We start from the raw sequence: 13,734 nt of genomic DNA, 5'->3' as shown, positions 1-13,734 counted from the left end.
GTGGACCTCACGCTCGCCCTTGTCATCGGCGTGGTCGTCGTGGCACTGGTCTTCGACTACACCAATGGCTTTCACGACGCGGCGAACGCCATCGCGACCTCCGTCTCCACTCGCGCTCTCACGCCCCGGGCCGCCCTGTTCATGGCGGCGGCGATGAACTTCATCGGCGCCCACCTGGGCACCCAGGTCGCGCAGACCGTGGGCAGCGGGATCATCGACGCGCCCAAAGGCTCCCACGGCCTGGTGATCGTGGCGTCGGCGCTCATCGGCGCCATCGTCTGGAACCTCATCACCTGGTACTTCGGCCTGCCCTCGTCCTCCAGCCACGCGCTGATCGGCGGTCTCATCGGCTCGGCGCTGGCCTCGGCCAGTCTCGTGCACTGGGACGGCGTGGTGGAGAAGGTGGTCATCCCCATGATCATTTCTCCGCTGGTGGGCTTCACCCTGGCGGCCTCGATCATGATCGCCATCTACTGGATCTTCCGGCACGCGCAGCCCGGTAAGACCAACCGGGGCTTCCGCTACGCACAGACGGTCTCGGCCGCCGCGATGGCGCTCGGCCACGGCCTGCAGGACGCGCAGAAGACCATGGGTGTGATCTTCCTGGCGCTGCTGGTGGGCGGCTACGCGTCGCCGACCGATCCGATCCCGCAGTGGGTGATCCTGGCCGCCGCGGGCGCCATCTCCCTCGGCACCTACGCCGGTGGCTGGCGCATCATGCGGACGCTGGGCCGCCGCATCATCGCGCTGGACCCGCCGCAGGGCTTCGCGGCCGAAGCCGCCGCGGCGACGGTCCTGTACGGCGCGGCCATCGGATTCGGGGCCCCGATCTCCACCACGCACACGATCACCTCGGCGATCATGGGCGTGGGCTCCACCAAGCGGCTGTCCGCGGTGCGGTGGGGCGTGGCCGGCAACATCGTGACCGCCTGGGTCCTTACGATCCCGGCTGCCGCTCTGGTGGCGGCGGTGTCGTACTACGTCCTGCACTGGATCGTGGAGTAGCGGCGTACATGACGTCGACGTCCCACCGGGTGAAGCCGAGGGACTCGTACAGTCTGATCGCCGCCGGATTCGCCTCGTCCACGTAGAGCATCACCTGGGCGAGGCCGCGCGAGCGCAGGTGGGTCAGGCCGGCGACGGTGAGCGCCCGGCCGAGGCCGGTGCCCTGCTCGGCGGGGTCGACGCCGACGACGTAGACCTCGCCCAAGCCGGAGTCGTCGACCTTCGTCCAGTGGAAGCCGGCGAGCCTGTCGTCGCGGACGGCCAGGAAGAATCCCTCCGGGTCGAACCACGGCTCCCGCTCGCGCACCATCAGGTCGTCCCTCGTCCAGGCGCCCTGCTCGGGATGGTGGGCGAAGGCCGCGGCGTTGACCGTGAGCCACGCCTCCTCGTCCTGACCGGGCACGAACGTACGCAGGCGTACCCCTTCCGGCAGGTGGTAGGCGGGCAGGGGGTCGGACAGTGAGCGGCGCATCTGCCAGAGGGAGCGCGCCCGCTCGAAGTCGAACGAGGCGGCCAGCGCGGCGGCGGCGGGGTGATCGCCGTGCGCCCACACCCGCAGGCGGCCGCCCGCCAGGTCGAGCGTCGAGCGCAGGAGTCGCGTGCCGTGGCCGCTGCGGCGGTGTGCCGGGTGGATGACCAGCTCGCCGCTGGGGCCCTCGGCGTCGTCCGGGGGATCCAGGTGGGCGTAGCCGACCGGGGTGCCCTGCTCCAGGACCAGCAGGGAGCGGGCGCGCGGGTCACCGCCGTAGCGCAGATGCAGCAGCGCGTGCTCGCTGAGCGGCCGGACACCGTCGGCCTCCGTCGCCGCTTCGACGACGGCCAGCACGCCGTCCTTCTCCTGGTCGTCCAGCTTCTCTGTGATCTTCACGTGCGCACTCACAGATCGAACTCTAGGCGTACCACTGGCAAATAGCGCCATGCGGTGGCCTCCTGAATCGTTACCTTTGCGACATGGGCTGCACGGGTTCCCGTCGTAACGTCTTGGGCCATGACGTCCCGTTCCCTCCTCCGGTTCACGCTGGCCGGCGCCGTCGCCACTGGCGCACTCCTGCTCGCCGGTCTCCCGGCGGACGCGAGCAAGGCTCCCCGGACCGTGCCCGTCCGGCTGCTGGCACTCAATGACTTCCACGGCCACCTCGAACCACCGACCGGGTCATCCGGCCGGGTGATCGACGAGAACGGCCAGACCGTCGACGCCGGCGGCGCGGTCTACCTCGCCGCCCACATGAAGGCGCTGGCCGACCGGAACACGATCGCGGTGGCCCAGGGCGACCTCATCGGCGCCACCCCCCTCGTCTCCGCCGCCTACCACGACGAGCCGTCCGTCGAGTTCATGGGCAAGCTCGGGCTGAAGGTGGCGGCGGTCGGCAACCACGAGTTCGACGAGGGATACACCGAGCTCAAGCGGATCATGAACGGCGGCTGCCACCCGGTGGACGGCTGCTCGCCCGCCGGCCGGTGGAAGGGGGCGGCGTTCGACTACGTGGGCGCCAACGTCCTGTTCAAGAGCCGCCACGCGAAGAGCGACGCGCTCGCCGGGCTCGGCCACCCCGGCCAGGTCAAGAAGCTGCTGGCCGACTGGGGCGTGCCCGCGCTGCCGCCGGTGAGCGTCAAGTGGATGAACGGCGTGCCGATCGGCTTCATCGGCATCGTCACCCAGACCACGCCGAACATCGTCACCGCCGAGGGCATCAAGGATCTCAAGTTCGTCGACGAGGTCAAGGCCACGAACGTGGCGTCCAAGCTGCTCAAGCTGCTGGGCGTACGGGCTCAGGTGGTCCTGGTGCACGAGGGCGACCAGGTCGCCGCGGGGCAGTCCCCCGACGCCTGCAGCGTCGTCCCCGGCGCCGGCAGCCGGATCGCCACGCAGGTAGACGCCGAGGTCGACATGGTGCTCAGCGGGCACTCGCACCAGGCGTACCTGTGCACGGTCAAGGACCCCGCCGGCCGCAACCGCCTCTACTCGCAGGGCGGCTCGTTCGGCCGCGTCATCACCTCGGTGGACCTCAAGGTGGACCGCAGGACCCTGGACATCGACCGCGCCTCGGTCGTGGCGGACAACCACCTCGTGACCCGCACCATCACCCCGGATCCCCAGATTTCCACTTTCGTGCAGACGTGGAAGGACCGCGTCGCCCCGGTCGCCAACCGGGCCGTCGGTACGATCACCGCCGACATCACCAACACGGCCGTCCCGTCCGGTGAGTCGCCGCTCGGCAACCTCATCGCCGACGCCCAGCTCGCGGCCACCCAGACCGGCGGCGACGCGCAGATCGCGCTGATGAACCCCGGCGGCGTCCGCGCCCCCCTCACCTACGCCGGCTCCCCGGCCGGTGAGGGCGACGGCGTGGTCACCTATGGAGAGGCGTTCGCCGTCCAGCCGTTCAACAATCTCATGCAGGTCGTCACGCTGACCGGCGCCCAGTTGAAGACGGTGCTGGAGCAGCAGTTCACCGGCGGGCCCAACAACCAGGCGTTCACCAAGATCCTCCAGCCCTCGGCGAACCTGACCTACACCTACAGCCAGAGCGCCGCCTGGGGCAGCAAGGTCTCCGCCATCCAGATCGACGGCGCGCCCGTGACGGACACCCAGACCATCCGGGTCGCCGCGAACAACTTCCTGGTCGGCGGCGGCGACGCCTTCCAGGCCTTCACCGAGGGCACGGAGCTGTGGAGCGGCCCCCTCGACATCGACGCCTTTGTCGAGCACCTCGGCAGGGCCAACCCGATCGCCCCGCCCGCCACCGGCCGCATCACCGTGACCGGCTGACCGCTCACATCGAAAAGGCCCGCTTCTCACGCACCTGAGAAGCGGGCCTCTTCTGTCCCCTACCGACGCTGCTGAGAGCACTCGTCCTAACGGCCCCTTTCCGCCATGACGTCCGTCCCACCACCGCATCCACTCCCGCCACTGCCCCCCGATCAGCCCATCAGTCCCCTTCTGCAGGAAAAAGAGCAAAATAACTGTCTTGTACGGCTAAGCCGGGCGAAACCCACCCACTGCCCAGAGCAGGGCAGGGCACGGGTTGAGGATTTCCGCTGTGGGCGATTCCGCTGTCGGCTTGGGCGGGTTCCGGGGCTTGGGGCCTGCGGGCACAGTGGTGGGATGAAGGTATTGGTGCTGGGTGGGACCGAGTTCGTCGGGCGAGCCTTCGTCGAGGAGGCGCTGGCCGCCGGGCATGACGTGACGGTGTTCAACCGGGGCACGCACCAGCCCCCCGCCGGGGTGACCGGGCTGCGGGGAGACCGGTCGGCGGCCGGCGGGCTGGCGGCGCTGGAGCGGGGCGAGTGGGACGTGGTGGTCGACACCTGGTCATGGGCGCCGTCCGCGGTCCGGGACGCCGCCTCGCTGCTGGCCGGGCGGGCGGGGCACTACGTGTACGTGTCCAGCCGCTCGGTCTACGCCCAGCCGGTCCCTTACGGGGCGGACGAGAGCGCCCCGGTGGTGGCGGCGTCGGCCGATGACGGTGAGGGCGGCTACGCCGAGATGAAGGCCGGCGGGGAGCTGGCCGCCACGGCGGCGTTCGGGGATCGGGCGCTGCTCGCACGAGCCGGACTAATTCTCGGACCGTACGAGAACATCGGGCGGCTGCCCTGGTGGCTGTCCAGGATCGCGCGCGGCGGGCCGGTGCTGGCGCCGGAGCCCGCCGAGCTCGGGCTGCAGTATGTGGACGCGCGCGATCTGGCCCTGTGGTGCCTGGACGCCGCGGCTCGCGGGCTGGGCGGCGCCTACGACGTGGTGAGCCCGCCCGGGTTCACCACGATGGGAAGGCTGCTGGATGCCTGCGTCAAAGTGACCGGCTCCGACGCCGAGCTGCGGTGGACGGACTTCGAGGCGATCCTCGCCGCAGGGGTGCGGCCGTGGACCGACCTGCCGATCTGGCTGGTGGGCGAGGACCATGGCTTCATGCACGGCGGCGACACGTCCAAGGTCGTGGCGGCCGGGCTGCGGTGCCGTCCGGTCGAGGAGACGGTGGCGGACACCTGGGAATGGCTGCGCGGCATCGGCGGCCAGGCCCCCATGCGTGCCGACCGCCCCGCTGTCGGACTGGATCCCGCCGTGGAAGCGGAGCTGCTCGGCATGGACCGGATCCATCGCCGGGACACGCTGTTCGGCACTGAATGACAGGTCATCGGCAGACCGGTTCAGGACCGTTCGACGCTGACCGACGCCGCCGCTGAGGTCCTGGTTCAGGGCTTCTCGGTGTTGGTGGTGCGGATCAGGTCGTACAGGGCGGCGGTGAGGGCGATGGTGACGCACAGGGCCACCACCAGGAGGCCGTGTCTGAAGGCGGTCGGCCAGCCCTCGGGCAGGGAGCCGAAGAAGACCGAGCCGGCGGCGGCGATGCCGATGGCGGAGCCGAGGCGCTGGCCGGTCTGCAGCACCCCCGCCGCACTGCCGCCGCCCTCGGGTGGGACCTCGGAGAGGGTGATCGCCTGGTTGGGTGAGATGACCAGGCCGCTGCCCAGGCCCGCCACCAGCAGCGGCAGTGCGGTCGCAAGGGCCACGCCCGGGCCGGGCACCAGGAGGGTGGCGGCCATGGTCGCGGCCAGGCCGACGATCACCGCGGTCAGGCCGGTGGCCACGACGCGCCGTCCCGCCCGGGTCACCAGCCGGCCGCCGACCACGGCTGCCGAGGCTGAGCCGAGCGCGAACGGGGTGATCGCCAGCCCGGCCATCAGCGGGGTGTAGCTGAGGCCGCTCTGCAGGTACAGGGTGAAGATGAAGAAGATGCCGGTGAAGCCGGCGAAGTAGAACAGCGCGATGGTCAGGCCGACGCTGTAGGAGCGCTTGGCGAACAGGGCCAGGTCGATCAGCGGCTCCCTGGGATAGCGCCGCTCCCAGACGATGAAGCCGGCCAGGACGAGCAGGGCGGCCGGGATGAGCAGCCACTTGGCCTCGCCCTTCCACTGGTGTTGCTGGATGACGGGCAGAAGCAGCAGGGCTACCCCCAGCCCGAGCAGCAGCACTCCAACGGGATCCATACTCTCGCGCCGCCCACCCGAGCGCCGCCCGGAAGGAGACCGGTCCGGAGGAGGCGGGTCGGTAAGGGGCCGCTCGGGAGAGGGCCGGTCGCGGAGGACCTGGTCGGTAGGGGGCAGGTCGGGAAGGGGGCGGGTGGGAGAGGGCCGGTCGCGGAGGACCTGGTCGGGAGGGGGTGGGTCGGGAAGGGGGCGGGTGGGTGGTGGTAGGAGGCGGTGGGCCAGGGGGAGCATGATGAGGCCGATGGGGACGTTCACCAGGAAGACCCATCGCCATCCGTGATCGCTGCCGAACGCCGTGACCAGCGCGCCGCCGATCAGGGGGCCTGCCGCGGTGGACACCCCGATGGTGGCGCCGAGGGCGCCGAAGGCCCGGCCCCGCTCGGCGCCGCGGAACATCTGCTGGATCAGCCCCGACACCTGCGGATTGAGCACCCCCGCCGCCAGCCCCTGCACCAGCCGGGAGGCGATCAGCATGGGCATGCTGTGCGCGAGGCCGCACGCCGCGCTGGCCAGGGTGAAGAGACCGGCTCCCCAGATGAAGACCGTCCGGCGGCTGCGCGCGTCACCCAGTCGCCCCGCGGGCACCAGCAGCAGGCCGAACGTCAGCGCGTAGCCGGACACGGTCCACTGCAGGCCGGCCTCGGAGGCGTTCAGACCCTCCTTGATCGAGGGCAGGGCCACGTTCACGATGCTCACGTCCAGGCCCGACATGAACGCCGCCACCAGGCAGACGGCCAGCGCTTGCCGGCGGGCGTCACGTACCACGAACGATCACACCTGCCCTTCCACGAGCCCCAGAGAGGCAGCGGGAATGTCCACATTCTCACGAGAAGCAGGAGGTCCCCACAAACCCCACGAGCATCAGAAGGCCGAACAAACCCCACGGGAAGTAGGGCCGCCACAGCCCGAGCATGATTCCCCAGGCATCACGAATTATCGTCGTTCGCTGACAATGATGTCTTTGCTGTAGGCCGGTGGGGATTAACCGGCTCGCACTCGCGGTGTAGCGTCCGATCATGGGCACGATGACGGTCGAGCAGAACGGCATCAACAAGGTCCCCGAGTCGGAGCGGCGCGGCAGGCCGTCCGGCCTGTTCTGGCCCTGGGCCGGGTCCAACCTGTCGCTGTTCGGGGTGGCGTTCGGGGTCTACATCGTGGGCCTCGGCCTGGGCGTCTTCCCGGCGATCATCACCGGGGCGATCGGCTACGCGCTCTCGTTCGGGCTGGTGGGGCTGGTCGCGATCGCGGGCGCGCGGTCCGGGGTGCCGACGATGACGCTGGGCCGGGCGCCGTTCGGCTATCAGGGCAACAAGCTGCCGGCCGCGTTGTCGTACATCTCCAATGTGGGCTGGGAGACGGTGCTCGTCACGCTGTCGGCGCAGGGCGGGGCGGCCATTCTGGGGCGGGTCGCGCCCGGCATTCCGACCGCGACCGCCACGGCCGTCTGCTTCGTCGTCGCCGCGCTGGTCACGATCGTGGTCGGGGTGTACGGACACGCGATGATCATGGCGGTGCAGAAGTATCTGACGTACGCCTTCATCGTGCTGACCGTCGTCTACATGGTGCTGATGGCGCCCAGGCTCGGCACGTCGCTGGAGACGACCGCGGGCTTCGGCGGCTGGGTGGGCGGGGTGATCTTCGCAATGACGCTGCTCGGCCTCGGCTGGGTCAACTGCGGCGCCGACTACTCCCGCTATCTGCCCACGAGCTCCCGGCCCTCCAGGGTGGCCACGTGGACCATGCTCGGCGGCGCGGTGCCGCCCATGCTGCTGCTGGTCTTCGGCGTGCTGCTCGCGGGCGGCGACCCCCAGTTGGCCGACGCCGCCGCGGCCGACCCGGTCGGGGCGCTGGCGGGGGCGTTGCCGACCTGGTTCCTGCTGCCCTACCTGCTGACCGCCATCGGCGGGTTCCTGGCCGGGGCCATCATGGACATCTACTCCTCGGGGCTGTCCATGCTGGCGCTGGGCGTGCCGGTCAGGCGGCACTACGCGGTGCTCATCGACGGCGCGCTCATGGTGCTCGCCGGCTACTACGTGCTGTTCGTCTCGGACAGCTTCCTGGCCACCTTCCAGGCGTTCCTGGCGATCATCGGCGTGGTCATGGCCGCGTGGGTCGCCATCTTCCTGGTGGACATGTGGCGCTGGCGCGACGGCGGCCGCGATTACGACGAGCGACTGCTGCGGCCCGGCGCCCCCGCCCTCAACGTGCCGGGGCTGATCTCGCTGGTCACCGCGTCGGTCGTGGGCGTCGGCCTGATCGCCTCCGCCGACCCGAACATCGCCCGCGTCGTCGGGTTCCTGATGAGCGAGGACCTGAAGGCCGGCACGTTCGCCTCGGCCAACATCGGCGTGGTCGTGGCCCTGGTGCTGGCCGGGGTGCTCTACTTCGCGATCTCCGGCTTGGCGTCGCGCCGCTCCCGTGACTGACGGTCATCGGAAGTTACTCTTTGTAGGAGATGTCTCGTTCTCCGGATGTGCTCCGGCTGCTGTGGTGGGCTGTCCACGGCGGGTCCGGAGCGCTGCTGCTGGTGGCCGTGATCGGCGCCGCCCGTGACGGCCGCGCCGCCGTGGCCGTCACGGGCCTGCTGCTGGGCGCGCTCTACGCCGCCGGTCCCGCCTTCACCGGCCGGCTGAGAGGGCGGGCGCGGGAGCGGGCCTGGCTGGTGGTGGTCACGCTGCTCTGGACGGTCCTCAGCGCGCTCTCGCCGCTGTTCACCTGGCTCGCGTTCCCGATCTTGCTGGCCGCCCTGTACGTGCTGCCGCTGTGGGCGGCGATGTTCGGCGTGGCCGTACTCACCTGTGTGAGCGCCGCGGCGGCGAGCTGGCACGCGGGCGGGGTGTCGGCGGCGCTGGTGGCCGGGCCGGCGGCGCAGGCGGTGGCGGCCACGGTGATGTGGGCCGGACCGGTCACGGGGTCACGATCGCGAAGTCGCGTACGGGGGCGTCCAGCACGGCCACCAGGCGTTTGAGCACCCGCGTGTCCCCCTCCCGATCCACTCCGTCCACTTCCCTGCCCATGATCATGGCCAGGAGCTGGGCCTTGGTCAGCCTGAGCGTCAGGTCGACGGGCCGCGGCGGCGGGTCCACCTGCTGGATGAGCGCGCCGTTGGACAGCGTCGTACGGAAGCGCTGCCCCAGGTCGGTGAGGTGCCAGTCGATCGACAGGCTCTCGTTCCAGGCCCGGGGCCCGTCGACGCGGACGGCGATCGTGTCGAAGATCTGGCTCACGCTCAGCGCGGCGACCAGGTCCGGCGACACGGTCCCGCCGCTCGCGGGCACGATGCCGTCGTCCAGCTCCAGCGCCCCCATCAGGTACGAGTTCCGCCAGGCGGCGTTCTCCGCGCCGTGGCCCAGCCGGGTGTAGACCTCGGCGAGCAGGTCGCGGGCCTCCTTGTTGCCCTCGTCGGCGAAGACCGCGTGGTTGAGCAACTGGGCGGCGAAGCGCAGGTCGTTCTCCGCGAGGTAGCCCTTGGCCAGGGCCACCACGGCCGCGCCGCCGCCCAGGCACTCGACGTAGCGCAGGGCGCTCTGCCTCGGCGGGTGCTCCCACAGGTGGGCCGGGTTGCCGTCGTACCAGCCCAGGTAGTGCTGGTAGATCGCCTTGACGTTGTGGCCGGTCGAGCCGTGGTAGCCGTGGGTGTGCCAGACCTGCTCCAGGGCCGGCGGGAGCTGCATGTGCTCGGCGATCTCCGCGCCGGTCAGGCCCTTGCTCATCAGGCGCAGTGTCTGGTCGTGCAGGTAGGCGTACAGGTCGCGCTGCTGCGCCAGCAGGCGGTCGATGTTCTCGGCGCCCCAGGTGGGCCAATGGTGGGAGGCGAAGGCCACGTCGGCCCGGCCGGCGAAGAGCGTGCTGGTCTCGGCCAGGCAGCGCGTCCACAGGCGGGGATCACGGACGTGCGCGCCGCGCAGGTCCAGGAGGTCGTGCTGGCTGTGGGCCGCGTGCTCGGCCAGGCAGAGGGCGCGGCGGTCGGGGAGCAGGAAGATCAACCCCGGCGGGGGGCCAGGGCCGAGCTGGAAGGTGAAGCGGACCCCGTCGACCGTCTCCTCCTGGCCGGTGCGCTCGATGTGCGTGGTGGGCGGGATGAGGGAGATCCTGCCGGTAGAGGCGGCCAGGCCGGGACCGGCGCCGAGCTGACCGGCCGGCGACCTCTCCAGGGCGGGGCCGTACACATAGAGCGAGCGGCGGGTCCTGGCCGGGCCGGCGTAGACGGTGTCCGCGGCGGTGTGCTCCAGGAAGCCGGCGGGGGCCAGGACGGGGATGCCGCCGCCGGTGACGCCGCGTACGCCGCCGAAGTGGTCGACGTGGGCGTGGGTGTAGACGACGCCGGTGACCGGGCGGTGGCCGCGGTGGCGGCGGTAGAGGTTGAGGGCGGCGGCCGCGCACTCGGTGGAGATGAGCGGGTCGACGACGATGACGCCGATGTCGCCCTCGACGAGGGTCATGTTGGACAGGTCGAGGCCGCGGACCTGGTAGATGCCGTCGGCGACCTCGTACAGGCCCTGTTTGGCGCAGAGCCGGCCGTGCCGCCAGAGACTGGGGTGGGCGCTGTCGGGGCACTCCTGATCCAGGAAGGCGTAGGCGTCGCCGTCCCAGACGACCTTGCCGTCAGCGTTTTTGATCGCTGCGGGGGTAAGGGGCGCGACGAAGCCGCGGTCCGCGTCGTCGAAGTCGGCACGGTCGTGGAAAGGCAGGTCGGCCATGGCAGGGGAATGCCCGGAAACCGGCACAGGCACGGTCAATGAACGTACGAAATACCATGAACCTCCGTTGAGTTCGAATATCCCGAAATATCGAGACACAGAGGCTGCGGTGAGGTGGCGTCGGCGGTGTGATTGGCTTGAGCTGTCCTGATCGGTCTGGAGGGTTCGGCGTGGAAGCCTGTGTGTTCGACCTCGACGGGGTGCTCGTCGACTCCGAGCCGGTGTGGGAAGAGGTGCGGCGCGCCTTCGTCGCCGCCCACGGCGGCACCTGGCAGCACGACACGCAGTCGCGGCTCATGGGCATGAGCACCGGCGAGTGGGCCGCGTACCTGCACGAGCTCGGCGTCGAGCTGCCTCCCGACGAGATCGCCCGCGGCGTGATCGACCAGATGACGGCCCACTACCGAGAGGGTGTGCCGCTCATGAAGGGCGCCCCCGAGGCGGTGCGCCGGCTCGCCGGCCGATTCACCCTGGGCCTGGCCAGCTCGTCGCCCCGGGCGCTGATAGACGTGGCGCTCGACGCGAGCGCGCTGCGCGAGTGCTTCACCGCCACGGTCTCCACCGAGGAGGTCGCGCGCGGCAAGCCCGCACCCGACGGCTACCTGGAGGCGGCCCGGCGGCTCGGCGTCGCCCCCGAGGGCTGCGTCGCCGTGGAGGACTCCAGCAACGGCCTGCGCTCGGCCGACGCGGCCGGCATGCGCGTCATCGCCGTCCCCCACCCCCGCTACCCGCCCGCCCCCGACGCCCTCGCCCTGGCCTGGCAGGTCGTCCCCGACCTCACCTCACTCACCCCCGAGCTCCTCGAACGATGATCCGCCCCAGAACCGACGCCGACCTGAACGCCGTCGTCAAGGCTCTCGCCGACGTACAGGCCGCCGACCGCTATCCTGTGGACTGGCCGGACGACCCCCGGGGCTGGCTGACCCCGAACGACCTCGCCGCCGCCTGGGTGGCCGTGGCGGACGGTGCCGTGACCGGACACGTGGGGCTGACCAGGACCGGGCCGGAGCCGGCGCAGTCACTCGGGATCCCCCTGGGCGGGGCCGTGACCCGCCTGTTCGTCACCCCGCCGGCCCGCCGTGGCGGGCTCGCCGCCCGCCTGCTCGACGAGGTACGGGTCGCCGCCGGCGGCCCACTGGCCCTGGAGGTGTCGGACGAGGCCACGGCCGCCATCGCCTTCTACGAGCGGCACGGCTGGCGCAGGTTCGCCAGCACCCGGGCCCGGTGGCTGAACTCCGCCGGTGAACCCGCCCTGCTCCACCACTACCTCAGCCGCTGAGGCTATTGTTGGTGAACCGTGCGAGACATCACGGTTTTCAGTGGCAGCGCCCATCCCGGTCTGGCCGAGGAGATCTGCGCTCACCTGGGCACTCCCCTTCATCCCGTCAAAGTCGACCGCTTCGCCAACGACGTCATCGAGGTCCAGCTTCAGGCCAACTGCCGCGAGCGTGACGTCTTCCTCATCCAGCCCCTCGTGCCACCCACCCAGGAGAACCTGGTCGAGCTGCTGCTCATGCTCGACGCCGCCCGGGGAGCCTCGGCGGCCAGGACCACCGTGGTGCTGCCGCACTATGCCTACGCCCGTTCGGACAAGAAGGACGCGCCACGCATCTCGATCGGCGGGCGGCTGGTGGCCGACCTGATGGTGGCGGCGGGCGCCAGCAGGGTGCTGGCGATGACGCTGCACTCGCCGCAGGTGCACGGCTTCTTCAGCGTCCCCGTCGACCACCTGCACGCGCTGCGCGAGCTCGCCGCGCACTTCAACCGCTACGACCTGTCGAACACGGTCGTGGTCTCCCCCGACCTCGGCAACGCCAAGGAGGCCGCGCACTTCGCCCGGCTGCTCGGCACCGGGGTCGCGATGGGGGCCAAGCAGCGCTTCGCCGACGACCGGGTGGTGATCAGCTCGGTGATCGGCGACGTCGCGGGCAAGGACGTGATCATCCTGGACGACGAGATCGCCAAGGGCAGCACGGTCATCGAGCTGCTGGACCGGCTGCGCGAGCTGGGGGTGCGCTCGGTGCGGATCGCCTGCACGCACGGCCTGTTCGCCGACGGCGCGGTGGAGCGGCTCGGCGCGCTGCCGGAGGTCGAGGAGATCGTCTGCACCAACACGGTGCCGTCGCCCAAGCCGAGCGACAAGCTCACGGTCCTGTCGATCGCCCCGGCCCTGGCGGAGGCCATGCGGCGGATCCACTACGGCGAGTCGGTGAGCGCGCTGTTCGCCGCCCCCTAGGCGGAGCCGCCGTTGCTCATGAGCAGCTGGCCGTTGATCCACTGGCCCTGCGGCGAGCAGAGGAAGTCGACGAGGTGCGCGGTGTCGCGCGGCGTGCCGAGGCGGTCGAGCGGTGTCTGGCGCAGGCAGGTCTCCCGCACCTCGTCCGACATCCAGCCGGTGTCCACCGGGCCGGGGTTGATGACGTTGGCGGTGATCCGGAGGTGGGCGAGCTCGTGCGCGGCGGCCAGGGTGATGCGGTCCAGCGCGCCCTTGCTGGCGCCGTAGGGCAGGTTGCCGACCGTGTGATCGCTGGTGAGGCCGATGATCCGGCCGGTGCCCGGCGTGCCACGGAAGCGCAGCCCGTACTCGCGGATCAGCAGCCAGGTGGCCCGCGCGTTCACCGCGAAGTGCCGGTCGAAGCTCGCCACGGTGGTGTCCAGCAGGCCGGAGGCGACGGACTCGCAGTGGCACATCACCAGGGCGGTGACCTGGCCCAGCGCCCGCTCCGCCTGGTCGAAGACCTGCGCGGGGACGGACACGTCGGCCAGGTCCGCCTCGATCGCCACGGTGGCCGCGCCGTCGCCGCGCAGCGCCGCGTCGATCGCCTCACTCGCCCCGGCCTCGACGCCCCAGTCCATGCGCTCGTCGTACGGGCTCCAGTAGGTGAAGGCGATGTCCCAGCCCGACGCCGCGAGCCGCCTGGCGATCCCGGCGCCGATGCCGACGGTGCGTCCCACGCCGGTGATCAGCGCGACGGGGCGAGATGTGGTGTCTGTCACGTCTGAGATCGTCGGGGAACGGCGGCGATCCGGCAACCGCATATCG

12 protein-coding genes are annotated in these 13,734 nt (G+C 71.0%); 8 read left to right on the top strand and 4 right to left on the bottom strand.

Annotation, left to right across the window (positions count from 1 at the left end; all coding sequences use genetic code 11):
• Complete coding sequence (locus OHA68_RS17840; RefSeq protein ID WP_189144302.1) at window positions 1-1,005, top strand: inorganic phosphate transporter; 1,005 nt, start codon at window positions 1-3, stop codon at window positions 1,003-1,005.
• Here OHA68_RS17840 and mshD read toward each other — a convergent pair.
• A complete protein-coding gene (gene mshD / locus OHA68_RS17835; RefSeq protein WP_327108658.1) occupies window positions 938-1,885 on the bottom strand; it encodes a mycothiol synthase in 948 nt (315 codons plus the stop codon). The genes OHA68_RS17840 and mshD overlap by 68 nt on opposite strands.
• Before the next feature lie 108 nt (window positions 1,886-1,993).
• Between mshD and OHA68_RS17830 the strand changes: the two genes are divergently transcribed.
• Both OHA68_RS17830 and OHA68_RS17825 read left to right on the top strand, forming a co-directional pair.
• The gene (locus OHA68_RS17830; RefSeq protein ID WP_327108657.1) at window positions 1,994-3,775 is read left to right on the top strand and encodes a bifunctional metallophosphatase/5'-nucleotidase; all 1,782 of its coding nucleotides are present in this window, start codon (window positions 1,994-1,996) and stop codon (window positions 3,773-3,775) included.
• A gap of 336 nt (window positions 3,776-4,111) precedes the next feature.
• Window positions 4,112-5,131 (top strand): NAD-dependent epimerase/dehydratase family protein, encoded by a 1,020-nt coding sequence (locus OHA68_RS17825; protein ID WP_327108656.1) that lies wholly within the window; start codon window positions 4,112-4,114, stop codon window positions 5,129-5,131.
• A gap of 65 nt (window positions 5,132-5,196) precedes the next feature.
• On the opposite strand, the gene OHA68_RS17820 is transcribed toward OHA68_RS17825, so the two are convergent.
• Window positions 5,197-6,756: an MFS transporter gene (locus OHA68_RS17820; RefSeq protein ID WP_327108655.1), complete on the bottom strand. Its 1,560-nt coding sequence runs from the start codon at window positions 6,754-6,756 to the stop codon at window positions 5,197-5,199.
• Window positions 6,757-7,007: 251 nt separating this feature from the next.
• Between OHA68_RS17820 and OHA68_RS17815 the strand changes: the two genes are divergently transcribed.
• Together OHA68_RS17815 and OHA68_RS17810 are read left to right on the top strand one after the other, a co-directional pair.
• On the top strand, window positions 7,008-8,417 hold the full coding sequence (locus tag OHA68_RS17815) for a purine-cytosine permease family protein (protein ID WP_327108654.1): 1,410 nt from the start codon (window positions 7,008-7,010) through the stop codon (window positions 8,415-8,417).
• Window positions 8,418-8,446: 29 nt separating this feature from the next.
• On the top strand, window positions 8,447-8,959 hold the full coding sequence (locus tag OHA68_RS17810; protein ID WP_327108653.1) for a hypothetical protein: 513 nt from the start codon (window positions 8,447-8,449) through the stop codon (window positions 8,957-8,959).
• Here OHA68_RS17810 and OHA68_RS17805 read toward each other — a convergent pair.
• Complete coding sequence (locus OHA68_RS17805; protein ID WP_327108652.1) at window positions 8,898-10,691, bottom strand: alkyl/aryl-sulfatase; 1,794 nt, start codon at window positions 10,689-10,691, stop codon at window positions 8,898-8,900. The genes OHA68_RS17810 and OHA68_RS17805 overlap by 62 nt on opposite strands.
• A 170-nt stretch (window positions 10,692-10,861) precedes the next feature.
• On the opposite strand from OHA68_RS17805, the gene OHA68_RS17800 reads away from it, so the two are divergent.
• The 3 genes from OHA68_RS17800 to OHA68_RS17790 are packed head-to-tail and all read left to right on the top strand — an operon-like array spanning window position 10,862 to window position 12,927.
• Window positions 10,862-11,503: an HAD family hydrolase gene (locus OHA68_RS17800; RefSeq protein WP_327108651.1), complete on the top strand. Its 642-nt coding sequence runs from the start codon at window positions 10,862-10,864 to the stop codon at window positions 11,501-11,503.
• A complete protein-coding gene (locus OHA68_RS17795; protein WP_327108650.1) occupies window positions 11,500-11,970 on the top strand; it encodes a GNAT family N-acetyltransferase in 471 nt (156 codons plus the stop codon). The genes OHA68_RS17800 and OHA68_RS17795 overlap by 4 nt, the downstream gene beginning before the upstream one ends.
• 18 nt (window positions 11,971-11,988) lie before the next feature.
• On the top strand, window positions 11,989-12,927 hold the full coding sequence (locus OHA68_RS17790; RefSeq protein WP_327108649.1) for a ribose-phosphate diphosphokinase: 939 nt from the start codon (window positions 11,989-11,991) through the stop codon (window positions 12,925-12,927).
• Here the strand turns inward: OHA68_RS17790 and OHA68_RS17785 are convergent.
• Window positions 12,924-13,730 (bottom strand): SDR family oxidoreductase, encoded by an 807-nt coding sequence (locus OHA68_RS17785; RefSeq protein ID WP_407674454.1) that lies wholly within the window; start codon window positions 13,728-13,730, stop codon window positions 12,924-12,926. The two genes, OHA68_RS17790 and OHA68_RS17785, sit on opposite strands and share 4 nt — an antisense overlap.
• Window positions 13,731-13,734: the final 4 nt, after the last annotated feature.

Source organism: Nonomuraea glycinis, assembly GCF_035920485.1.
Lineage (GTDB): Bacteria > Actinomycetota > Actinomycetes > Streptosporangiales > Streptosporangiaceae > Nonomuraea > Nonomuraea glycinis.
The sequence above is the reverse complement of the archived record's forward strand: the minus strand, read 5'-3'. Positions and strand labels throughout refer to the sequence as shown.